We start from the raw sequence: 23,310 nt of genomic DNA, 5'->3' as shown, positions 1-23,310 counted from the left end.
AAGCCCATGGCAACATCCACACCGGACGGTGTACGGGCACGAACCACGCACGGGGACGGCCCCCCAGACGACGCCCCGATGACGCACCGGCAGATCATGGAGGCGCTGTCCGGGCTACTGCTCGGGCTGTTCGCCGCGATCCTGTCCTCGACCGTCGTCACCAACGCCCTGCCCGAGATCATCAACGACCTCGGCGGCGGCCAGAGCGCCTACACCTGGGTCGTCACCTCCTCACTGCTGGCGGTGACGGCGTCAACTCCCCTGTGGGGCAAACTCGCGGACCTGTTCAGCAAGAAGATCCTGGTCCAGATATCCCTGACCGTCTTCGTCCTCGGCTCCGTGGTGGCCGGTCTGGCGCAGAATCCGGCGACGCTGATCGGCGCGCGGGTCATCCAGGGGCTGGGCGGCGGCGGTCTGTCGGCACTGTCCCAGATCATCCTGGCCGCGATGATCGCCCCGCGTGAGCGCGGCCGCTACTCCGGCTACCTCGGCGCCACCTTCGCCGTCGCCACCGTCGGCGGCCCGCTGCTCGGCGGCGTCATCACCGACACCAGCTGGCTCGGCTGGCGCTGGTGCCTCTACATTGGCGTGCCCTTCGCCGTCGTCGCGCTGGTCGTCCTCCAGAAGACGCTGAACCTGCCGGTGCTCAGGCGGAAGGTCAAGGTCGACTGGGCCGGCGCCTTCTTCGTCACCGCGGCCGTCTGCCTGCTGCTCGTCTGGGTCACCTTCGCCGACGACAAGTACGCGTGGCTGTCCTGGCAGACGTACATCCTGGTCGGCGCCTCCCTCGTGCTGGGGCTGGTGTTCCTGTTCGTGGAGACCAGGGCCGCCGAGCCGATCATCCCGCTGCGTCTGTTCAGGAACCGCACCATCGCGCTCGCCTCGCTGGCCTCACTGTTCGTCGGTATCGCGCTCTTCGCGGGCACCGTCTTCTTCAGCCAGTACTTCCAGCTCGCCCGCGGCGATTCGCCGACCAGGTCGGGCGTCATGACCATCCCGTTCATCGGAGGTCTGTTCGTCTCCTCCACGCTCTCCGGCCAGATCATCACCAAAACCGGCAGGTGGAAGTCCTGGCTGCTGGCGGGAGGCGTGCTGCTGACCGTGGGTCTGGGCCTGCTGGGCACCCTCCGGTACGACACGCCGTACTGGCACATCGCAGTTTTCATGGTGCTAATGGGGCTCGGCGTCGGCATGACCTTGCAGAATCTGGTGCTGTGCACGCAGAACCAGGTGGAGCCGGGCGACCTGGGCGCGGCCTCCTCAGTGGTGACCTTCTTCCGGTCCCTGGGCGGCGCGGTAGGTGTCTCGGTGCTCGGGTCCGTCATGTCGTCCCGGATCAGCCACCACGCCGCGGACACTATCGGGCAGCTCGGCCCGCGGGAGCGGGCTGCCGCCGCGAATGCCTCGGGCAGCGGCGCGATCCCCGACCTGGATCTGCTGCCGCCAGGGGTGCGCACCTGGCTGGAGAGCGCCTACGGGCACGGCATCGGCGACATCTTCCTGTACGTCGCACCAGTCGCCCTGCTCGCCTTCCTGGTGACGCTGTTCATCAAGGAGGTCCCGCTGCGCACCTCCGGCGCCCTCACGCAGACAGCCGCGGTCGTCCCGCAGGCCGAACCGGGCCCGGCCGGGGCGCCCGTCGCCGGCGGCATCACCGTCGGCGGCTCCGTCCGCGACACTGAGTCCGCCCCCGTACCGCGGGCGACCGTCACGCTGGTCTCCCAGGAGGGCCAGCAGCTGGGCCGGTCGGTCGCCAGAGCCGACGGCTCCTACGCCGTCGACGTGCCGAACGCGGGTTCCTACGTCCTGGTCGTCTCCGCCGAAGGCTACCGGCCGCAGACCTCGACGATCGGCGTGGGCGACGAGCCGGTCGCCCACGACATCCGCCTCACCGTCATCGGTGGCGCACCCGACTGACCGGCGGGCTCCGTGCCAGCAACGGAGCGGGCGGGTCCCCCTCCCCGGTTCCGCTCCGTTCTCCCGCCTCGTTCCCCCTCCCCGGCCGACGTCCTCTGGGCGTCGGCCGTCGGCGTTGCGGGCGAACAAGAAGTGGACCTCAAGGTTCGGTTACTATGAAACGGACTCTATAGTCCGGTTACTGTCTCCACCTTTGGGTCGCACACATGTCGACCGGATCGTCGCGCCCGCTCGACGCCCCGCCGGGTGGGTTGGTCGAGTGCGGCATGCCTACGCGACCGCCCCGTCGAGGTCCGGTGACGTGCGGTACTCAACCTCGGCCGGAGCCCTCCGCCTTGACAGCGGGGCTCCATGACGAGATGGTCTCGTCACCGGCTAAACTGGTGACGATTGTTCGGGCGAACGACGCCGTAGTGACACGTAGTGAAGGGCGAGGTCGCCGCGAGATGGACGCGACAGTGCGTTACTCGATCCTCGGTACCGTGCGCGTACTGCGAGGTGACACGGAACTCAAGCTGGGCCCCCCAAAGCGGCTGGCGCTGCTGTCCCTGCTGCTGCTCCGCGCCCCCGGACCCCTCACCCTGAGCGAGGCGGTGGACATCCTGTGGGACGAAGATCCGCCGCCCAGCGCCGTCAACGTCGTGCGCCGCCACATCGGCGCGCTGCGTAGGACGCTGGAACCGGGGCTGCTCAGCCGGACACACGCGGAGCACCTGGTGCGCGCCGCCGACGGATACCGCCTCCTGGTCAACACCTCGACCTCCGACCTGCTGCACTTCCGTGACCTCCGCGCGCAGGCACAGCTCGCGGTCAAGGGCGGCAACCCCGCGCAGGGCGCCCAGGACTTCGTCGACGCGCTGCGTCTGTGGCGTGGCCCCGTCGTCGCCGCAGGCACCCACGTGGCGCAGCACCCCGTCTTCACCTCGGTCGGGCACGAGTTCGTGGCGGCGGCGAAGGAGGCCGCCGACGTCGTACTGACCGCTGCGCCCGCTCTGACCGAGGAAGTCCTGACGGTGTTGCGACGTGCCGTGGACTGCCATCCGTTCGACGAGGCCGTCCACGCCCGGATCATCGCGGCCCTGGCTGCCACCGGCAGGCAGGCCGAGGCGCTCCAGCAGTTCGAGAGCATTCGCCGCACGCTGGCCGAGGAGCTCGAAGTCGAACCCGGCCCCGGCCTGCGGGCGGCGCAGCAGCATCTGCTGCGCCGCAGGGTGGGTCCACGCGGCCACGCGCCCGAGCCGCCGCCCGGGGCTGCCCTCAGGCCGGCCCAACTCCCAGCGGATTGCGTGCCGTTCGCCGGTCGGCACAAGGCGCTGCGGGAGTGTCTGGAGCTGATGCCCCTGGAGGACGAGAGCCGTCCCGTAACCACGACGGCAGCCATCTGCGGGATGGCGGGGGTCGGCAAGACGACTCTGGCGGTGCACTGGGCCCACCTGGTCTCCGACCGGTTCCCCGACGGGCAGATCTGCATAGATCTCCAGGGCTACCACGCCTCCCTGCCACCGCTCGACCCGAGCCGGGCCATGGCCGAAGTGCTCGACGCGCTCGGCATCCTCCACAGCCCTGCGCAGAGCGCCACGGCACTCAGCGCGGCGTACCGCACCGCTCTGTCCGGACGGCGGCTGCTGATCGTGCTGGACGACGCCCACGACTGCGAACAGGTACGTCCGCTGCTGCCCGCCACGCCGGGCTGTCTCGCCGTCGTCACCAGTCGGCGGCGGCTGGAGGGACTGGCCGTCACCGACAACGCCTGGGTCATCAGACTGGATCCGATGAGCCGCGAGGAGGGTCTCGAAGTCCTGGACCGCCGGCTGGGCGCGGACCGCATCAGGGCCGAACGCCCCGCCGCCGAGGAGATGGTCGAGCTGTGCGGAGGTCTGCCGCTGACCCTGGCCGTCGCGAGCACACGGGCCCTGCTGCAACCGCGGTTTCCGCTGGCCTCCCTCGTGGCCCGGCTGCGGGAGAACCAGGACAGCCTCGTCGCCCTTTCCAGCCACGACGCCCGTACGGATGCCCGCCGTGTCTTCTCGCGCTCCTACGAAGCGCTGAGCCCTGGTGCCGCTTTGCTGTTCCGGCTGCTCAGCCTGCACCCCTCGCGCGACATCTCCGTGCCAGCCGCCGCCAGCCTGGCCGGCGTCGACCTGCGCACGGCGAGTGAGGACATCGCCGAACTGACCGATCACCACATGCTCGTCGAACTCCTCCCGGGCCGTTACACCTGCCACGAGCTGCTGCGCACCTACGCGACGGCGCTGACCGAGGTCCTGGACCCGCCCGGCCTGCGGTCTGACGCCCGTGCCCGGATGTTCGAGCACTACCTGTACAGCGCCGAGGCCGCCACCGCGCTGCTCGCACCGCACCGCAGCGTCGTGGTCCTGCCGCCGCCACGCCCGGGGGTCAGGCCGCAGAGGTTCGGCGGGTGCCCTGACGCCGCCGAGTGGATCGTTGCCGAGCGGTACGTGCTACCGGCGCTCGTCCAGGACATGGGACACCATCCCCGTGCCGAGTCGTTCCGCCGGCAGCTCACCTCCGCGCTGGAGATGTGTCTCGACCCGACGGGGCGCTGACGACGGCTCAGGCGGCTTCGTCGAGCGGCAGCGCGGTACGGAGCTTGCGCAGCGCGTTGTGCTGACGGGACTTGACCGTCCCCGTGGGCACGCCGAGGATGCCCGCAGTCTCCTGTATGGTCCGGTCGCACAGGTAGATGTGGACCAGTACCGCGCGGTGTTCGGGGGACAGCCGGCGCAGCAGGCACTTGGCCACCAGGGCGTCGCGCACGGCTTCGGTGCCGTCGCCCCCGAACGACGGGTCGTTGTAGGTGGCGCCCACGACCTCCCTGCGTGCATGGGGTTTGCGCACCCAGTCGATGACCAAGTGGCGGGTCACGGTGAAAAGCCAGCCCCGGACCGAGCCCTCCATCCGCAGCAGTCGGTCGATGTTCCGCCATGCACGAATGATCGTTTCCTGGACGACGTCCTCCGCGAGCCCGTGGTCGCCCAGCATCTTCTCGGCGTACGAGACGAGCCCGTCCCGGTGTTCCCTCATGATGGTGCCGAGCAGCTCTGCCCGGGTGATCGTCGTGGGGGGCGTAGCCATAGTCCTCTGAGCCATCCTGGTTCTCTGTCATGAGCGACCGGAGGCCGGATGCAGCCTCCGCGTGCGCAATGTAGGCAGAGGCGGGTGCCAGAAGAGTGCCGCACAAGTGACGTCGTTCTGCCCCGGCCTCCGGCCGCCGGAGACCCGTGGCGCAGCGGACGGTCGTACGCCGGGGGAAACCCGCCAGCAGGCGATGTCCCGTCCCCAGCATTGCTCCCCGCACATACCCGCGCCGAAACCCTCCGCCGTCAGGTGTCTCACATCCGCCGGCGCCGGGTGTCTTCTGCACGCGATGACACGTCCGGCCCGAGGCAGCTCCGGCCACCGCACGGACCAGGCGACCGCACCTGTTCCAGCAGTCTCGGGTCCATGGACATGACGACGGCGGTGGCACGTGCGGCGGCCTCGGTCCGGGCCGTCGTCAAGGCCTCCAGGACACTCCCGGCGAGCGCCGGTGCGCTCATCTGCCTGAACCGGTTGCCGGTGAAGCGGATCGCCGACGCCCGGCCGTCCGCACCCACAGTGGCCTCCACCACCCCGTCCCTGGACTGTGCAGTGACCGAGAGCCCGTTCAGCTGCTCCCTGGCCCTGCTCAGGACGCGGTGCCGCTCGGCGAACTCGGCGAGGACCTCCTGCAAACGACCCCCCGGTGGGGCGTCCATCTCTGCTCCAGTGCCGGCGGAACCGCCCGGGGGACGACGTGACCTCACCGCGGCCGTGCGACCCGGCGACTGTGCGCGTCGACTCTCATGCGATCTCGCCTCTCCTCCGTCCGTTCGGCCGTCCGGCTTCCTGGGCATCCGCCGCAGCGGCTGAAGGGACGGGAGAAGCGAGAGGTGGCCGTGAACCGACGGTCTCCCGCTACATGAGGGAAACGAGATACCTGCACGCCTGGTTCACACCTCGGTCTCCGGGAGCCGTATGCTCCGTGCCGACACCTCACACACATATCGTCGGCCCCGGCATGGAGCACCCATGTTCAGTATCACCGTCCGCGACCACATGATGGTCGCCCACAGTTTTCGGGGCAAGGTTTTCGGCCCCGCGCAGCGGCTGCACGGAGCCACGTTCGTCGTGGACGCCACCTTCCGCAGGGCCGAGCTGGACGAGGACAACATCGTCGTGGACATCGGTCTGGCGACCGCGGAGCTTGGGGCGGTGGTCGGGGAGCTCAACTACCGCAATCTCGACGACGAGGAGCGGTTCGAGAGCGTCAACACCTCGACGGAGTACCTGGCGAAGGTGATCGCCGACCGGCTCGTCGACCGGATGCACGAGGGGGCGCTGGGCGACGGCGCCCGCGGGATAGCGGAGGTCGCCGTCACCCTGCACGAGTCGCACATCGCCTGGGCCTCCTACGAGCGGGCCCTCTAACTTGACTCTGCCGGGATCTTGGGAACTACCACTGTGACGCCGCAGGACACCTGCGCTGGCGCACCGCGAGAACGGAAGGCGGGCACGGGCTGCCGCCCCTCGTCCGGGGTGATCGTCTCTCCCTACGACACCTCGGCCCGCGGACGCGAGGTCCGGCCGTACGTCTTGAGTCCTTGACGGTACCGGACCTGGGCGATCACCTGCGGCGACGGCTCAGATGAGGAAGCCGCCGTCCACCGCGAGGTGCGCCCCGGTGATGTAGGAGGCGTCGTCCGAGAGCAGGAAGGCGATCGCCGCCGCGACCTCGTGACCGGCGCCCACCCGGCGCATAGGGATCCCGCTGTCGGCGACCTTCTGTGCCTCCTCGGGATGGGCCGAGGTCATCTCCGTGGAGATCACACCGGGCTGGAGTTCGTTGACACGGATGCCCTGGGAGGCATACTCCTTGGCCGCCGTCCGGGTCAGGCCGCGGATCGCGTGCTTGGCGCTGGAGTAGTCGGGCGTGGGACCGCCGCGGTCGGCGAAGACGCTGGAGACGTTGACGATCGCGCCGCCGCCGGCGGCCAGGATTGCGGGGATCTCGTACTTCATCCCGTGGAACAGGCCGGACAGGTTGACTCCCAGCACTTGGTTCCACTTCTCGGTGCTGAGTTCGTGCAGCGGCTCGAAGTAGCCGGGCATTCCGGCGTTGTTGACGCCGAAGTGCAGGGCGCCGAACCGGTCGACGGTGCCAGCGACGGCCTGTTCGAGGTCGTGCGGCACGGCGACGTCGCCCACCACCGCGAGCGCCTTACGGCCGGTGGCCGCGCCGATGCGGGCGACCACCTCGTCGAGCTTGTCCTTGCGGCGTCCGACGAGGGCCACGTCCGCCCCCCGCTCGGCGAGCAGGAGGGCCGTCGCCGCTCCGATGCCGCTGCCGGCGCCCGTGACGAGGGCGACCTTGCCTTCCAGTGAAGTGCTCATAATGCCTGTCTCCTAGCGTGTTCCGGGACCGGGTCTGCGGTCCCGGGGATGGTGGACCCGGGGCGCGGTACGGCCCTCAGTCGTCGAAGTCGACGGAACGTCCGACCTCAGCCCACTTGGCGTCCTCGGCCACCTGCTCCTCCATGACCTTGGCCATGTAGTCGACGGTGTGTCCGCCGAGCACCAGGTGCAGCGGGGGCTCGGGGTGGTCGGCGAGGTCCAGGAAGACCCGGGCGACCTTCGCCGGATCGATCGGCTCAGTGCCGGTCCAGCCCCGCAGGTGCTTGGCCTGAGCACCGACCGTCGGCTCGTAGGCGGCGTCGAAGGAGGGGATCTCCATCGAGGAACCGGCCCAGTCGGTGCGCATGCCGCCCGGCTCCGCGAGCGTGACACGGATGCCGAGGGGCGCGACCTCCTTGTGCAGGACGCCGGAGAACCCTTCGACCGCGTACTTGGCGGCCTGGTAGGCACCCAGGCCCGCGGCGGTGAGCCGGCCGCCGACCGAGGTGACCTGGATGAAGTAGCCGCTGTTCTGCTTGCGGAAGAGCGGCAGCACCGCCTTGGTCACATAGACCGTGCCGTAGAAGCAGGCGTCGACCTGCGCACGGAAGGCGTCGAGGGTGACCTCCTCGATCGGGGCTATGTCGGCGTAGCCCGCGTTGTTGACCACGACGTCGATACGCCCGAACGTCCGCACCGCGGTGTCGACCGCGGCCTGGGCCTGCGCCGGGTCGGTGACGTCCAGTTCGACCGCCAGCACCCGGTCGCCATACCTGGCCGCCAGGTCGTCCAGCGACTTGGTGCGACGGGCGGTGGCGACGACCCGGTGACCGGCGGCGAGCGCCTCCTCCGCCACCGAGCGGCCCAGACCGCGCGAACTACCCGTGATGAACCAGACCTGCTCGCTCATGGATGTCTCCTCGTTCAGGGTCGAGCTCTTTGCGCAACCTCGTTGTTTTAAGTTAACACATTCGGATTGCACTAACAACACAACACAAGTGCGTTAAACTCGGCTCCATGAACACGACAGATCGCCCCACCTTCCAGCGGGCCCGCTCGCCCGAGCACCGGGAGCGCCGCGCCCGGGACCTGCTCCAGGCGGCCGCCGAACTCGCCGAGGCGGGCGGCACGCGAACGGTGACCCTGAAGGGGATCGCCCAGCGGGCCGGCGTGCACTCCTCGGCCGTTCGCGGGTACTTCTCCTCCCGTGAGGAGATCCTGCTGCGCCTGGCGACGGCGTCATGGCAGGCGTGGTCGCGGGATCTGAGACAGCGACTGGGTGACGCCGGGCCACTGGACGCGAACGGTCTCGCGGCCTCGATCGCCGCCTCGTTCGCGGAGCACTCGCTCTTCTGCGACTTCCTCGCCCATGCGGCCGTCTCCCTGGAACGGGAGGTTCCGATCGACTGCCTGCACGAGTACAAGAGCACCGCGATCCGGGCCGTCGACGAAGTCGCCGACGCCTTCCACCGGGCGCTGCCCGCCCTCTCGCAGGCGGACGGACGCGAGGTCGCGGCCGCCGCCACCGCGCTGGCTCCGGCCTTCTGGCAATACGCGAACCCTGGGGAGACCCTGAAGCTCCTGTATGAGCAGGTGCCTCAACTGGCCTCGGCGCACCCCGACTTCGAGCGCAGCATGACCGGGTTGCTGGCCGCGCTCATCCATGGCCTGACCGGTCCGCGCGACTGAGAGCTCGGCGGCCCCATCCGGGCGCGACGGGTCCTTCGCATCACCCTGTCCTGCTCCCCGAGCGGGGGCGTCAGGACGGCAGGCCCTCGTCGAAGACGGCGAGCGCCTGCGCCGGGTCCGGGCTCACCAGGCATTCCAGACCGGCCGTCGTGATCGCCCTCCACCTGGCGGCCCGTGCCCACTCCCTTCCTCGAAGGCGCGGACCGTCTCGTCTGGGTCTCCGGCGCCGGCCACGAGCGTCTCGGCGCGTTTCGCCACCTCCAGCATCGCGAATTCGCGCCCGCGCCGAGCGGCGGCGTCAGATGGGCGGCGTCCCCCAGGAAGGTCACGCCCGGGGTGCGGGCCAGGTATGGGGGACGGGCAGGACATGCAGCGGGCGGTGTGCGAACGCCGTGCCCTGGCCGAGGAGGGCGACGGCTGGCGCCGCCCAGCCGTCGAACAGGGCCAGTAGTCCGCCAGGTCGCCCCGCACGCCGTCCCGGCCACTGCTCGCTGTCATCTCCAGCGGGCAGGCCTGCGCCTGATCCCATCTCCCAAGGCTTGGGCTAACGAGGCATCATCGGGCGTTCAATTTCGTTCGCCCGTCCGGCCTTCCCCTCGCCCGATTGCTCCCCCAGACGGAGCGGGCCCCCTTGAGCTTCTTGCCTGGGCTCTGCACACTCACATGCAGACCCCGTGAACGCACGCCAGGGCGGGGACTGATCTCGAACACTGATCAGGAACCACGCATCGGTTTACAACCGGCCCCCAATCTGCGAGGCCACTCGAAATACGCGACTTTGTGTCGCGCCAAGCCACGCCCACTGCGCGTCAGTCAACGAGACGCCCGGATCAACGATCAGGTGATCCGAACAAAACAGCCTAGCCGCGCACCGTGGTCCGGGGCACGTTGTACCCCTCCACCCTCAGAGCCGGCCGGCCCGAGGACAGGGCGGTGGCGGGCCAGGACAGGGTGACCGTGCGGGTCTCGCCGGGCAGCAGCCACAGGTAGTTGTCGCCGTAGAGCGTCGGCAGGACCCGGTCGCCGCCGTCGGCGTCCAGCAGGGACAGCCGCACCATCGCCGCGACCGCGGACCCGCAGTTGCGGACCGTGGCGCTGGTCTCCCGGCGGTCCCCGGCGCGCGACACGTGCTCGAAGGAGGCCGCGACCCTCACCTGCCGGGCCCGGTTGAGGGCGCGCATCGCTTCCGGGGTCCGGTAGCGCCAGTAGGTGTTGCGGGACAGCACCCGGCCCGCGCGGTCCTCCAGGGTCAGCCGCAGCAGGTGCAGGTCGGGCAGGGCCCCGGTGAAGGCCGCGGTGAATGCCTTCGTTGTGGCCGCCGGTGGAACGTCGACGCGGGCGGTGCGGGCGCTGCCGATCCGCCGGCCGGTGAGGTCGTAAGTCTCGGCGGTGACTCTCGCGTGCCGCAGCGCCCTTCGGGTGTGGTTGACCGCGAGGACCTGTCCCGAAACCGGGTCGGCCTGGACATGCAGGGGCTCGCAGGCGGTACGGGCACCGTAGTAGGCACCGTTGACGTCGAAGTCGTAGTCGTAAGTCTGCCAGACGGTGCTGTGCCAGGCCGGGTGGGACATCCAGAGCATCAGCCCGCTGGCGTTGTCCCACAGATGGGCGTTCCATGCCTCGAACATGGCCCGGAAGTTCTCGTAGTTGACAAACTGCGCCTTGCGCGTGAAGTCGTCGAGGCCGGTCGCGGTGCCGAGGCGTCTTTCGATGGCGGCCTTGTAGTTCTGCGGCGCCTGGTTCCCGCGTTCGCTCCAGTCGTGGTGGTACCAGGCCCCGCCGATCGGCCACTCCTTCTCGTCGCCGACCATGCGGCGGGTGCTCGCGGCGGTGGAGACGACCGGCATGCCGATCTCGGTGTGGAACCCGAAGTCCTTGCTGCCGTAGGTGGCGGGGTCGAAGTACTTCTCCGGCTCGACCCAGCCGTAGGGGCCTCCGCCGGTGGCGATGCCGCCCGCGGAGTTGTTCTGGTAGAGGATGCCGGGGGCCTGGTCCTCGACGGCCCGCCGCATGCCCTGGTCGACGGCGGCCGGCGGGTTGCCCTCGTTGGCGCCGCACCAGACGGCGACGCTCGGGTGGATGCGGTAGCGCAGGACGGTGTCGCGGGCGACGGAGGTGAAGGCTTCGTGGTCCGGCGGGTCCATGGCCCAGGCGTTGGGGAAGTCGTTCCACACCAGGATGCCGTGCTCGTCGCAGGCGGCGTAGAACTCCTCGCGGTTGCTGCTGCCGACCCAGTTGCGAATCATCGTGAAGTTCATGTCGCGGTGCATCCGCACGGCCGCGTCCATGCGGGCGGCGGGCATGCGGCGCAGCAGTTCGTCCCAGCCCCAGTTGCCGCCGCGGACCAGGACGCGGACACCGTTGACGCTGATCTTCAGCGGGTCGGGGGTGTTGGTGAGGGTCGTGACGTCGCTCCAGGTGTCGCCGTCGTCGGAGACCTGGACGGTGTACGTCTTGGGGTAGGCCTGCTCCCACAGGATCGCCACCCGGTCGAAGCGCCGGGCGGAGCCGAGGTCGACCTGAATCCACTGCTGGTCCTCGTAGGCGGAGGACCAGCGGGTGCCGGGGTTCCCGTCGGTGGCGTGGGCGGCTGGGTGGTCGGCCTCCTCCGTGGACGCCTTCGTCGTACGGCGCAGGGCGAGATCGGTGCCCGGCCGGTCGCTGTCGACGACGGCGAGGGACCACAGGGAGTTGCCCCAACTGGTGTTGCGTGGGCCGCAGGCGATGCGCACGTACCGGGCGGTGCGGGCGGCGAAGTCCGTCACCCGCAGGCTGGCGTCGCCGCTGTTGAAGGGCAGCGGCACCGCGGTGTTGTCGACGGACTTCACGTCCCGCCACTGTTCGCCGTCGTCGGAGACCTGCACGACGAAGGTCAGCGCGTACGCCTGTTCCCAGACCAGGTCGACCCGGTCGAAGGACTGCGCGGAGCCAAGGTCCACGCGGATCCACTGGTCGTCCTCGAAGGCGGAGGACCAGCGGGTGCCGGGGTCGCCGTCGGTGACGTTGCCCGCCGCGTGGCCGTCCTCGTCGGCGCTGGAGGCCTCGGCCGAGGCGTGCAGGGCGAGGTCGGCACCCGGACGGGCGCCGTCGAAGACGGACAGCGTCCACAGGGAACTCCCCCACCCGGTGGCCCGGGTCAGGCAGCGGACCCGGACGTGCCGGGCGCGCTGGGCGCCGAGGTCGACGCTCTGGGTGCAGGCGTCGACGGAGGGGGTGAAGGGCAGCGGGGTGTCGTACTGGTAGCCGAACTGCCGTATGCCGAAGCGGGTGGTGCGCCGGTCGCTCTCGGTGCCGTCGCACTCGGCGACCAGGGTGAGGTCGTGCAGGGTGGCTTCGCCCAGGCCGTTGGGCCACCACAGGCGGGGCTCGCGCACGCGCAGCCGGCTGAAGGCGCCGGGGGTGAAGACGACTTCGGTGGCGCCGCCCGCGGGGACGGTGACCGTGCGGGAGACGCGGACGCCGTCGAAGGAGGCCGAGACGGTCGCCCGGTGCGCGGCGGAGTCGGCGTTGCGGACCGGGACGGTGATCGTCAGCTCGGCGACCGACAGGTCGGGCAGACCGGGCAGCGCGGTGTCCACGCGGGGGTCCCCGACGACGAGGTGACCGGTGGAGCGCAGCCGCACGTGGTTCCAGATGCCGGCGCCGCGGTCGCGGACGGCGGGCATCCAGTCCCAGCCTGAGGACGCCAGGTATGTCGGCGAGTTGAGGTTCATCTGGTTGGCGCCGGCGTCCACCCACGCCTCGCCCGCCGGGCCCTTGTCGCCAGGGCTGCCGGGCACCGGCATCGGGCTGACCCGCACCGCGAGGGCGTTGCCGCCCCGGTCGGCGAGGAAGCGGGTGACGTCGTGCGCGGAGCGCGCGAAGGGGTAGGTCACCCCGCCCACCTCACGGCCGTTGAGCCACACCTCCGCTTTGTGGTTGACGCCGTCGAACTCCAGCCAGACATGCCGTCCGCGGCCAGTGCGCAGTCCGCGCGGCAGGTGGAAGTCCCGTTTGTACCACCAGGAGTGCCGGGACAGCGCCTCCGGAATGCGCAGGTTGTTCAGGCCCGCGACGGGGTCGGGCAGCTTGCCCTGCTCGACGAGGGCGCCGAGCACGGTGCCGGGTACGGTGGCGGGCAGCCAGCGGCTGGTGTCGGCGCCGGGCTTCGACAGGTGTGCTCCGTCGCCGTCGGCCCAGTCGTCGAGGGTCAGCGTCCAGCCGGACTCCAGCGGCACGGTGCCGTCGGCCGCGACGGACAGCTCGGGGGCGGGGCAGTTGTGGGTGCCCCAGTCGGTCCAGCCGGTGACCGGGGGGCGGTGGCCAGCTGCGATGCCGTACACCTCGAAGCCGTTGAGGCCGAGCGGGTTGGGGTTGGAGCGCCTGCGGGTGGTCATGCGTACCCAGCGGGCGGTGACGGCCTTGGGCAGCGGGATGTCGACCACGCCGCCGGTGCTTGCGGTGGTGCGGTACACGACGGTCCAGGAGTGGTGGTCCCGGGACGTCTCGACCACGAACTCCGTCGCGTAACTGGACAGGACTTCCTTGCCGGTGGTGCCCTGGCGCGGGTTGCCCTCGGTGGGCGGGGTGAACACCGGGTCGCTCGCGTCGGCCTCGAAGGTCAGCCGGATCCGGTCGACCTGGCAGTCAGCCTGGAGGTCGACCGATATCCACTGAGGGTCGCCCGCCTCGGCGCGCCAGCCGGTACCGCGCACACCGGGTGCGGGCAGGCCGTCCACCGCGAATTCGGCGGGGGCGGGGGCGTATGCCTGAGAGGAAACCTCGACGGGACGGTGAGCGGCCATCTCGGCCTGCGCCGACGTGGGGGCCCCGAAACTCGTGGCGGTGCGCTCGGCGGCACCGGCGGCCGTCGGGAAGCCCGCGCCGAGGCCGAACCCGGCCAGCAGTGCGGAGCCCGTGGCGACGACGGAGCGACGAGAGGGACGCGCGGACGGCCTCGCCTGATCAGCCATAAGTGGGTCGTCCAATCGCAGGTCGGTCGAGGAACGGGAGACGCGCGGTCCGGGCGATGCGGCACATACGGCAGCTCATGCGGCGGCGTATGCGGCTCATGCGGCCTGACAACGTTGCCATAGGCTCGGGCGGTGCCTGGTTCTCTGTCAAGCCCCTGGAAGGGACGGTCTCCTGGAGCCCGCCGGCCCCGTGAGGAGCGGGCCGGCGGGCGGGCGGCCCTACTGGAAGTCGCAGCCCGGGTTGGGGGCGTCCTCCGAGAGCGGGGCACCGTGGGGCATGACGTACAGCACGTCGAGGACGACGTCGGTCCTGCCGAGGTTGCGCCCGATGTGGACGTGCTGCGCGCCGGACGGCTCCGTCAGGCCGCTGCCGGCGCGGTACACGCCGTCGGACCCGCAGTCGGAGTCGAAGTGGCTGAGCGTGCCGTGCTGGACGAAGCCGTAGAGGGTTCCGTCGTGGTAGTGCCAGCCGGTGCTCTGCCCCGGCGGGATGGTGATCTGCCGGAGGATGTAGTCCTTCCCGCCGATCGTGGTCTGGGAGATGACCGTTGCCTCGACTCCCGGGCCACCGGGGGTGGCGAAGGCCGTACCGGCTCCCAGGGACAGGCCGACAGCGGCGGTCGTGGCCACTCCCAGTCGCAACAGGTTCTTACGCATGTCGTCATACCTTTCCGTGGCACTCCGAAGCTCGGCTCCGGCATGTCTGGTCACATCTGCGATGCGAATCGAGGGGGCTGCCTCAGGGGACCATGCAGCAGTGACGGCGCCGGGCCGCTGGAGATCCTAAGCCCGGCCCCGACACCAAGCGGAACACCTCGCTCCGTCGAGGTTCCACATCCGTGTGTGCCGGGTGCGGTGATGGCCGGCTCCGCATCGCCCCGCCGGTCGGAGAAGCCGCTGGTCGCGCGCTTTCCCCGTGTGTGGACTGGGTGGCCGCGCAGGTGGCCGAGTGGGCGATCGGCGAGGGTCGGCAGGTCGTTGTATGTGTCACGTATCACCAGCCCGCAGACACCCGGAATCCTGGCGTCGGAATGCACATGTACGCCTTCACGACGCGAGGCACCGGTCCGTCACCCGTCGTGAACCACCGTTCACTCAAGCAAGTTGGCCAACTCCGGAGCCCGTGCCACACGTGCCTTCGTCTCACACGTGTACGCGGCTTTGGGTATAGGGTCCCCACCATCCCCGGGGGCGCTCTTCGAGGCCCCCGCGTTTCGCGTGCCCGCAGCGACATCCGTGCACGGCGTCCTCGCAGATTCCCCAGTCCAGGAGCTGTTCGCCATGAGTGAGTTCCCCTCGCCGCCGCCCGTCCCCCAGGACCGTCAGTTCGTCCTCGGCCAGCATCTGCGGCTCTCCATCCTCACCTCCGCGGAGGAGACCGACGGCCGTCACGATCTGTCGGACATCACGTTGCCCGGGGGCGCCGGGACGCCGCTACACCTCCACACCGGCTACGAGGAGCGCATCTGGGTCGTTTCCGGGTCGCTCACGGTCTGGGCGGGTCCGGACACCTTCACGCTGCGGTCCGGCGATTTCTACGCGATCCCGATGAACACGCCCCACACCATCAAGGCCGGTCCGGACGGAGCACGTTCGCTCAACATCACCTCCCCCGGCAAGTTCGCCGACCTGATCCGCCGCAGCGGCACCCCCGCTCACCTGGCCACGCCGGAGACCGAGTGGGACATGGGTCTGTTCCAGGCCATCACCGAGGAGCTGGGGGACGTCATCCTCGGCCCGCCCGGAGCCACCCCGGCGGACCTGGAGCGCGCCGGCGAGTGACGCGGCCGGGCGGACGTCACCGGGACGGAGGGTTTCCCGGTCGGCGCCCCCAGCGCCCCGCGTGCCGTACGACGTGGGGGCGCACGCACCGAAAGGAGCAGGAACGCCATGCCCAAGGCAGTGCGCGTACACCTCGTCCCCGTCGGGGACGAGGTGTACGCGGTCTCCGGCAGCAACACCAACTGGGTGATCGTCAAGGACGGTGACAGCTGCACCCTGATCGACACCGGCTACCCCGGCGACCACGACGCCCTGCTCACCTCGCTGGACGCGGTCGGGCTTGCCCCGGAGTCCGTGGCCGCGATCCTGGTCACCCACGCCCACAACGACCACATCGGCTCGGCCGAACGCCTACGGGTCACGCACGGTACGCCGGTGCTCATGCTCGAGGAGGAGGTACCGCACGCACGCCGCGACTTCCTCGACCAGGTGTCGATCGGGCAGGTTCTCGCCCGGGCATGGCGACCGGGTGTGCTCCCCTGGGCCGTGCACGCCCTGCGCGCGGGCGGCACCAGGCCCGTCCCCGTTCACGGTCCACGCCCCTTTCCCGCGCCTGGGGCGCTGGACCTGCCCGGCGCACCGGTGCCCGTGCACACGCCGGGTCACACCAGGGGTCACTGCGCGTACCACTTGCCGGGCAGCGGCATCCTGGTCGGCGGCGACGCCCTGGTAACGGGGCATCCCACCTCGCGTGTCACCGGTCCGCAGTTGCTGCCCGACATGTTCCACACCGACCGCGCCCGCGCGCTCGACGCCTTGTCCGTCGTCGAGGGCGTGGACGCGGACATCCTCGTACCTGGTCACGGGCCGGTGCACCGCGGGTCGGTAAAGGCGGCGGCCATCGCGGCGCGCGATCGCGTCATCCGATAGGACCGCACTCCCCCGTCCTGCCGCGGCCCGACGCGTGCGCCGCAATCCCACATGTGACCCGTGAAAGGTGCGTGCGGGCGGTTCGGCGACACGGATTCCTGGGCATGTTTTCTACAGAGGTCCGTTCGTGTGTACGAGTCGGTCGCGGGACGCGGGCGGCCAGGCAGGGTGTTGCTCCTATACGCACAGGTGTACCGACAATTTCCGGCACGGAGACATGCGCGATCGGTCGTCCGCCGTCGTTCGCACGCGTCGGCACATCCGCTACGGCGTGGGTACCATGCGCAGCATCATCCAATACGAGGGAGTGAACGGTTGTGACCAGCCAATCAGCCGCCACGCTCCGGTCGCGGTACGTCGAACAGGCCGCGTCGGACCTGGAGGAAAACCGTCGTCTGCAGCAGGAACTGGCCGAGAAGATCACGATGTTGAAGCAGGAGGAGGCACTCCTGTCTGACATCATGAACCTCGCCGAGCGGTACGAAGGTTCATTGGACCCGTCCCGTCTGCCCGAGCAGGCGCAGGGCGAGCCCGCGCTCACACAGACGAGGCGAGGTGCCGCGGCCACCTCCTCCTCCGGCAGGGCGGCGTCCCGGCGTCCCGCGTCGGCCAAGGAGGCCACGGGCAAGACCGCCGGGAAGGCAGCCGCGAAGGGGAAGTCGCGACAGCCTCTGCTCGGAGACCTGCTGATGGACCTGCTACGGACCTACGACGAGCCCCGTCTTGCCAAGGAACTGCGCGACGAGCTGATGGAGAAGCACCCGAACCGGACGCCGACACCGCAGGTGGTGCGCAACACCCTTGAATCCCTCGTCGCCAAGGGCCGGATCCGGCGCCACAAGCAGCAGCGGTCGGTGATGTACTCCCCCGTCGGTGACTCGCAGGGCGAGTCCGCCGAGGCGGGGGCCGACGAGAGCTGAGGGTTTCACACCGTCCCCCGGTGCCACACACGGTCGTCGCGACGCGGGAGAGCGGGGTTCGGCTTCTTTACCGGACGGTCCGGGAGGGAAGCCGACCGCGGGGCCGGTGCAATCCGGCCAGCTCGGACCAATAAGGCACGTGGATTTGATAACGCTGTCAAACGTATCTTCCTTCCGGACTCCTCCCCCGGGCGAACCTGTGCGCGAGGAGGGTCGCACCCGGGACACGTGACGTGGATCACGCGCCGGACTTCGAACTCTGGGCCCCCCTTCCCAACGTCGTCTCGGTGTCAGACAGACCCGCACAGATGGGGAGACCCCATGCGCACCACGACACGTTTCACCGACGCGCTGCCGTCGAGCATCGGTCTCCTCCCCCGGGGCACGCACTCCTTCGAAGTGGGGGGAATCTCCCAGCGCTACCACGTCCACGGCACCGGCCCGGTGTGTCTGGCGCACTCGGGGGGCCCCGGCATCTTCTGGGACTACCTCCGTATGCCCGCACTCGAACAACATCTGACGATGGTCTACGTCGAACCGATAGGCACCGGGGAGTCGGGCCGTCTCCCCTCGCATCCACACGGCTATACACGAGAGCGGTACAGCCGTTTCCTGGAGCAGGTGATCAACCGGCTCGACGTGCCCAAGGTGCATCTGCTGGGGCACTCGCACGGCGCCTTCGTCGCCGTCCACCACGCTCTGAATCGCCCCGAACGGCTGGCCGGCGTCATCCTCTACGAGGGTTCACCCGTCACCGGCGCGGAGCACGGCGCCGAGGCGGGCCGCAGAGTGGAGGAGTTCGCAGCACGGAACGCCGGTCGTCCCGGTCTGTCCGAGGTACTCGCCGCGTTCGGCGCCATGTCCTCGATCTCAGACGACGAGTCGACCGTGGCGGTCGCCCGGGGCGTGCTGCCCTCGTACTTCGCCGACTACTGGGGCCAGGAGGAACGGCTGAGCCCGGTCCGGGACGCGATGCAAGCCACGTACATCTCGGGGCTGGACGAGCACCTCTCCCCCGACACCGTCGACGACCGGGCCGCGCTCAGGGAACTGACCGTGCCGGCGCTGGTGGTCGTGGGCCGCCACGATGTGATCTGCGGTCCGCGCTGGGGCGAGGAGTTGCACCGGCTGATTCCCGGCTCGCGGCTTCTGGTGTTGGAGAACAGCGGACACCTGGGGCACATTGAAGAGCCCGAGACGTTCGCCGACGGGGTCCGCGACTTCGTCCATGAGACCGTCGGGGAGCGAGCCGGGGCCGCCTGAGAGCGAAGAGATCCACTTCTCCCGGTGAGGTCAGGGCGCCGACGTGGCCACGACGACCGAACCGCTCTGCGAGCGTGGGGTCTTCGCCCCTGGCTCCCTGGGGGCGATGGTGCGCGGGTCGACCGCCTCGCCAGGAGCACCCTCGCGGTAGAGACCGTCGGGGAGGCTGTCACGGTCGTGCGGCAGGAGGAAGAACACCCTGCGTTTGTAGAGGCCGCTGTCGGGGTCCGGGGAGGCGTCCTCGTCCAGCATGGCGTACCCCACCATGCGGCCGTCCCGGACGTAGGGCGGCTTGGTGTTGCGTCGCTTGGTCTTGTCCAGCGCCTGTCGGACATAGTCGAGACCCGAGGGGTTCTCCAGCCACACCACCTCTTTCTCGTGGATGAGGTCGCTCTCGGTCAACAGCGAGCTCATGGCTGCGGCCCCTCCTTCGTCGGCGTCCTCCCCGGACAGGGGGACGTGGCCGGGCCGGTGTCCGTGTCGCTCCGACTCACCCACCGGCCAGTGGCGAGCCGCCCTGCGAGGGATGCCGTGCGGCGGACCCGGCAGCCATCGTAGAGCGTACGACGACAGCGGTGTAGGGCGCGTGCCGCGGATGTCCGATCTGCAGTAGCTGTCATGGGCACTCCAAGAGGGCGATGCCGGGATAGTACTTCCGGCCGTTCGACTTGATCATGTCCGTCGGAGAGGCCACCCCCACCTCCTGGCGCACCCGGTTGGCGAACGCGCGTGGAGTCGCTGGCCGGATTCCCTCGCCTGCGTGGCACCAGGAGCTGTACTCCGTGTACAGCAGGCCCTGTTCCACCCGCAGGTCCCTCCCCTGGTCTCCGTCCCTGGTGCAGCATTCGGCTAGGAAGCGCCCGATGTGGTCCTCGGTGGTGGCGTAGGCGGTCGTGGCGATTCGGACCCGGTCGGGGCCCTCCAGCGGGTCCCTGGTGTCGAGGTAGCGCTGTGCTCCTTCGATGAGCCACTGCAGGATGCCCGGCCCCTCGTCGCGGACGAGTTCGAAAGCGAGGTTGTCGATCCGGCGCGCGGCCGGGACAGTCCGGGTGAAAGGCAGCAGACGGATGCGGCGCCAGAACGCATAGCCGCCGGTGGACACTTCGGGCCGGTGATTGCCAAGTAGCCAGAGGTGGTGGGTGGGGGTGAACGAGAAGTAGTCCTGCCGCATGCGGCGGGCCTTGATCTTGTCGCCGCCGGTCAGGAGGCGCACGCGGGCCTCGTCGAACTTGTCGTTGGGCTTCAGCTCACTGCACACGACCAGGCGGCGGCCGTGAAGTTCGGTCAGCTCCGTGGAGTGTTCGGAGAAGGCTCCACGGTCCATGAGGAAGCCCGGCGGGGCCGCGTCGGCGTAGTCGCCGAGGATCTGGATCATGATGTCGAGCAGGACGGACTTGCCGTTCTTGCCCTCTCCGTGGAGGAACGGCAGGACCTGGGCGCCGACGTCACCGGTGATGGAATAGCCGAGCAGCAGGTGCAGGAAGTCGATCATCTCCCTGCCCTCCTCGTCGTCCCCGAAGGTGTCGGCGAGGAAGCGGTGCCAGCCCGGGGTCCCCATGGTCTGGGGCGCGACGCTCGTGGCCCGGGAGTGGAAGTCGCGGGTGGGCTCGGCCTTGCGCAGCTGCCCGTCGTGGAGGTCGACGATTCCCGCGGGGGTGCACAGCGCGTACGGGTCCCCGTCCAGCCGGTCCGGGTCCACGGAGAGGTCCGGTGAGGCCTTCGCCTGAGTGAGCAGGGCCTTCATACCGGTGGTCGACAGGGTCCGCCGCTTGTGGTGTGCGATCTCGCGGTTGCTGAAGATCCCGCGTGGGTCGGTGTCGGCCATGTCCTCGGCCATCTCCCCCGCGGCCCACAGCGCAGCCTTCTCTCCCCCGGCGCGTTTCCAGCGGTGGCCCTCCCACGCGAACCAGCCAAGGCCCTCCACGTGGCGGAACTGGTCACGGTGGAGCTGCACGAACAGGCGGGCGTTCCCTCGATCCGACAGGGACGGCGGCAGGAGCGTCCTGTCGTGGCCGCCGGGCCCGGGCTCCGCACGAGGCGGCTCCTGGGAGACGGGCTGTGCGGCCGTCTGCGCGGGCAGCACGACAGGCGCGGACTGCTGGTGCTCCATCGGCTGGAAGGCGAGCATCTGTTGAGCGGCAGCCTGCGGGTCGAAACGCGGCGAGCCTTCGGCACTGCTGCTCATGGACGTCCTTTGAGGTGGAGAGGGCGGGCAGACCCTACGGCAAGGGCGTCATCGACGATCTTTTCATTCCGAGGCTGCTGCCAGGGCCGCGCGTAGCAGGCAACACGGACAAGTCGATCACGAATGGCGGCATGCTCAAGGTGCCCAGCTCCGACCAGTCCTCCAGCGGTGTACGCCGCTCGGTTGAGTTTCTCGGAGAAACCAGTGCCCTCGGGGGCCGTCGCGCATCCGGCGACCTCGGTGATGAGGGGGTCCAGTATCTGGTCGGCCCGGGCCGGGGCCGGGCGGCCTGACGAGGCGGGGCGGGGCCGGCCCGATGACACCGGAGCTGGCGCCGGGGGTTGGCGCTGGACGACGTGTCCAGTACGGACGAGTTCATCACGGAGCCAGTCGGGCAGGGCCACCGGAGTCCTCGCCCGGCCCTCGGCCCGGTATACACCTTGAGCGGTGCGGGTGCCTGGGGCCACGATGTAGCCCCCGTTGGCGCGTACGTCGACCTGCCAAGCAAGGGCGGTATTACGGCCTGAACCAGTGGAGCAGCGCAGGCGCGTTGACGGATCGTGGTTCTGGTACCAGATGTGCAGGCCTCCGGAAGGGGTGCGCACACGGAGCGTCGTGTCGTCCTGCGCCGGGTTGGGCCGGCCACGGTAAGCGGCGAGCAGCGCCAACGTGTCGAAGCCGGAGGCCAGTCCCTCCAGCGTCACCTGGTCCGGGATCGGGATCCCCGGCAGCAGACGTGACCTGTCTGCCAACGGCACGGGGTGGGCGTCCACATCAATGATGACGAGGCCTGCCGGACCACAGGCGACACCTACTCCCCCGGCCGGCTGGTCGGCCCACCACTGGTCGACGAGGACGAGGTCGGTGGTCGCTGAGTGGAAGCCGTGACAGGGCCGTCCTGCAGGCAGGCAGGGGCAGGAGGCCGGCTCGTGCCTGTGGGCACGGCAGGACGGACAGTTGCCCGCGGGCGTCTTGCGTCCCGGAGCGAGCGGATGGACGGGCCACCCCTGGGCTGCACACCACCGCGCGACGGCATGCGGTGATGCCGACTCGACTCTGGCTGCACTGTTGCGGTTCTCACCTTCGCGCGGCACGGGGTTTGTCCTCGTCACGTCTGCTTGCTCGATCACTCCACTGGTCCCCGACGTGTGAAAACCCATCCGCTAGGGACCGAAGGGACTCTGATGCTGAAGAGTGTAGGTCGCATCGCCCGGGAAACGGACTCTCGGGTTCGCATGCCGTTCTTGTCAAGCGCTCTGACCCCTTGAGCCCTGACCCTCTTCTCGATCCCTCACACCCTAGGGGCCGAAGGGACCGACGAACACAATGTGTCCGGCATCGAGACCGATGGGTCCGGGCCGGGCTTCAGGGGCCGGAACGTGCGAGGGACCAAAGGCCAGGGGCTGGAAGAGTCTCGGACCCTACTCAGTCCCTCTACTCTTCTCGCAGGTCAGAGGGTATTCAGCGCCTCAACCAGGGACTGTAGGGACTGAACACGCCCATTATGAGCTGTACAGAAGACGTTGTTGCATGCGCGCGCATACGAATACACATCTCTTACCTACGTCATAATTGCGCTTCTCGGTCCCTACAGTCCCTGATTGGTCGACCACAAGGCCTTTGACCTGCGAAAATAGCAGGGACTGAGAGTCAGGGACCGGATGGGTCCGAGACCCTTCTGGTCCCCCTGCAGAGGTCCTGTACCCCCGCTCGGGACAATGGGCTCCGACATCTCGTGAACCTTTTCGGTCCCTCTGCTCGTCATGGAGATGTTGGGACCGACCTCGGCGTGCAGCACAACCGTGCGCCAGCGCAGGCAGCCCCTATTACGGCGTAATAGGTTTTCCGGAGCCTTAGGACGCCGGGTGCGGAGGTGGAGCACATGTCCCCCGATGAGGAGTTGTTCGGCGACCGGTGAGCAGGCCTGTGCCGGATCGCCCGCGAAGCTGCCCTGTCTCAGTGGAGTTGGTCGTCCGCTCCTGTGCTGACCTGTGTGGACTGGATTGGGTGAGACGCGGGAGCTTTTTTCGTTGAGGTAGATCATGGCCGGCTAACGCGGCTGCGCGTTCCGGTGCCGGTCGCCTGCCTGCTCCAAGGCGGTCTCGTAGGCGTGCAGGGCGTTGACGACCGTGGCGCGTTCCGCGGGGTCGAGACCGCGCATGACGTTTTCCCAGGCAGAGGCGCTGGCCGAAAGCCATGCGGCGATCGGTGCGGCGTAGGCGGGTGCGATGGCGACGATGCGGCGGCGACGGTCGGCGGGATCGGCGGTGCGGTGCAGGACGCCCGGCCGTGACAGCTC

General features: G+C 69.5%; 16 protein-coding genes and 3 pseudogenes. 8 read left to right on the top strand and 11 right to left on the bottom strand.

Going from position 1 to position 23,310, the window contains the following annotated elements:
• Window positions 1-78: 78 nt before the first annotated feature.
• Together IE258_RS38300 and IE258_RS38295 are read left to right on the top strand one after the other, a co-directional pair.
• Window positions 79-1,905 (top strand): annotated as a pseudogene (locus IE258_RS38300) (MFS transporter); the annotation flags it as partial.
• 494 nt (window positions 1,906-2,399) lie between these two features.
• Window positions 2,400-4,484 (top strand): AfsR/SARP family transcriptional regulator, encoded by a 2,085-nt coding sequence (locus IE258_RS38295; protein ID WP_229892699.1) that lies wholly within the window; start codon window positions 2,400-2,402, stop codon window positions 4,482-4,484.
• Window positions 4,485-4,491: 7 nt separating this feature from the next.
• Here the strand turns inward: IE258_RS38295 and IE258_RS38290 are convergent, their stop codons facing one another.
• Both IE258_RS38290 and IE258_RS38285 read right to left on the bottom strand, forming a co-directional pair.
• Window positions 4,492-5,013: a sigma-70 family RNA polymerase sigma factor gene (locus IE258_RS38290; protein ID WP_229892698.1), complete on the bottom strand. Its 522-nt coding sequence runs from the start codon at window positions 5,011-5,013 to the stop codon at window positions 4,492-4,494.
• Between the two features lie 257 nt (window positions 5,014-5,270).
• A complete protein-coding gene (locus IE258_RS38285) occupies window positions 5,271-5,675 on the bottom strand; it encodes a YbaB/EbfC family nucleoid-associated protein (RefSeq protein ID WP_189750411.1) in 405 nt (134 codons plus the stop codon).
• Window positions 5,676-5,988: 313 nt separating this feature from the next.
• Here IE258_RS38285 and IE258_RS38280 point away from each other — a divergent pair, with 313 nt between their 5' ends.
• Window positions 5,989-6,387, top strand: coding sequence for a 6-pyruvoyl trahydropterin synthase family protein (locus IE258_RS38280; RefSeq protein ID WP_189750410.1), 399 nt, complete (start codon window positions 5,989-5,991; stop codon window positions 6,385-6,387).
• A gap of 213 nt (window positions 6,388-6,600) precedes the next feature.
• On the opposite strand, the gene IE258_RS38275 is transcribed toward IE258_RS38280, so the two are convergent.
• Both IE258_RS38275 and IE258_RS38270 read right to left on the bottom strand, forming a co-directional pair.
• The gene (locus tag IE258_RS38275; protein ID WP_189750409.1) at window positions 6,601-7,350 is read right to left on the bottom strand and encodes an SDR family NAD(P)-dependent oxidoreductase; all 750 of its coding nucleotides are present in this window, start codon (window positions 7,348-7,350) and stop codon (window positions 6,601-6,603) included.
• Window positions 7,351-7,426: 76 nt separating this feature from the next.
• Entirely contained in the window at window positions 7,427-8,260 is an 834-nt protein-coding gene (locus IE258_RS38270; RefSeq protein WP_189750408.1) for an SDR family NAD(P)-dependent oxidoreductase, read from the bottom strand.
• Between the two features lie 107 nt (window positions 8,261-8,367).
• Here IE258_RS38270 and IE258_RS38265 point away from each other — a divergent pair, with 107 nt between their 5' ends.
• Window positions 8,368-9,039, top strand: coding sequence for a TetR/AcrR family transcriptional regulator (locus tag IE258_RS38265; RefSeq protein WP_189750407.1), 672 nt, complete (start codon window positions 8,368-8,370; stop codon window positions 9,037-9,039).
• A gap of 70 nt (window positions 9,040-9,109) precedes the next feature.
• Here IE258_RS38265 and IE258_RS41530 read toward each other — a convergent pair.
• The 3 genes and pseudogenes from IE258_RS41530 to IE258_RS38255 form a co-directional block, all read right to left on the bottom strand.
• A pseudogene (locus tag IE258_RS41530) lies at window positions 9,110-9,490 on the bottom strand (FAD-dependent monooxygenase family protein); the annotation flags it as partial.
• Between the two features lie 409 nt (window positions 9,491-9,899).
• Complete coding sequence (locus IE258_RS38260) at window positions 9,900-13,991, bottom strand: discoidin domain-containing protein (protein ID WP_189750406.1); 4,092 nt, start codon at window positions 13,989-13,991, stop codon at window positions 9,900-9,902.
• Window positions 13,992-14,210: 219 nt separating this feature from the next.
• Window positions 14,211-14,648: a cupin domain-containing protein gene (locus tag IE258_RS38255; RefSeq protein ID WP_189750405.1), complete on the bottom strand. Its 438-nt coding sequence runs from the start codon at window positions 14,646-14,648 to the stop codon at window positions 14,211-14,213.
• A 624-nt stretch (window positions 14,649-15,272) separates the two neighbouring features.
• On the opposite strand from IE258_RS38255, the gene IE258_RS38250 reads away from it, so the two are divergent.
• The 4 genes from IE258_RS38250 to IE258_RS38235 all read left to right on the top strand — a co-directional run bounded on the left by IE258_RS38250 (window position 15,273) and on the right by IE258_RS38235 (window position 18,826).
• Window positions 15,273-15,773 (top strand): cupin domain-containing protein, encoded by a 501-nt coding sequence (locus tag IE258_RS38250; protein WP_189750404.1) that lies wholly within the window; start codon window positions 15,273-15,275, stop codon window positions 15,771-15,773.
• Between the two features lie 108 nt (window positions 15,774-15,881).
• Window positions 15,882-16,643, top strand: coding sequence for an MBL fold metallo-hydrolase (locus tag IE258_RS38245; RefSeq protein WP_189750403.1), 762 nt, complete (start codon window positions 15,882-15,884; stop codon window positions 16,641-16,643).
• A 317-nt stretch (window positions 16,644-16,960) separates the two neighbouring features.
• Entirely contained in the window at window positions 16,961-17,563 is a 603-nt protein-coding gene (locus IE258_RS38240) for a BlaI/MecI/CopY family transcriptional regulator (protein ID WP_189750402.1), read from the top strand.
• Between the two features lie 321 nt (window positions 17,564-17,884).
• Entirely contained in the window at window positions 17,885-18,826 is a 942-nt protein-coding gene (locus tag IE258_RS38235; RefSeq protein WP_189750401.1) for an alpha/beta fold hydrolase, read from the top strand.
• A gap of 30 nt (window positions 18,827-18,856) precedes the next feature.
• Here IE258_RS38235 and IE258_RS38230 read toward each other — a convergent pair whose 3' ends face one another.
• The 4 genes and pseudogenes from IE258_RS38230 to IE258_RS38215 form a co-directional block, all read right to left on the bottom strand.
• A complete protein-coding gene (locus IE258_RS38230) occupies window positions 18,857-19,240 on the bottom strand; it encodes a DUF6009 family protein (RefSeq protein ID WP_189750400.1) in 384 nt (127 codons plus the stop codon).
• 202 nt (window positions 19,241-19,442) lie between these two features.
• Window positions 19,443-21,011, bottom strand: a complete 1,569-nt coding sequence (locus IE258_RS38225; RefSeq protein WP_189750399.1) for a DNA primase family protein — start codon at window positions 21,009-21,011, stop codon at window positions 19,443-19,445.
• The gene (locus IE258_RS38220) at window positions 21,008-22,171 is read right to left on the bottom strand and encodes a bifunctional DNA primase/polymerase (protein ID WP_189750398.1); all 1,164 of its coding nucleotides are present in this window, start codon (window positions 22,169-22,171) and stop codon (window positions 21,008-21,010) included. Before IE258_RS38220 ends, IE258_RS38225 begins: the two co-directional genes overlap by 4 nt.
• A gap of 890 nt (window positions 22,172-23,061) precedes the next feature.
• Window positions 23,062-23,310: pseudogene (locus tag IE258_RS38215) on the bottom strand (MarR family transcriptional regulator); the annotation flags it as partial.

Source organism: Streptomyces tendae, from assembly GCF_014650435.1.
GTDB classification, from domain to species: domain Bacteria; phylum Actinomycetota; class Actinomycetes; order Streptomycetales; family Streptomycetaceae; genus Streptomyces; species Streptomyces tendae.
This window is presented reverse-complemented; position numbering and strand designations above follow the sequence as displayed.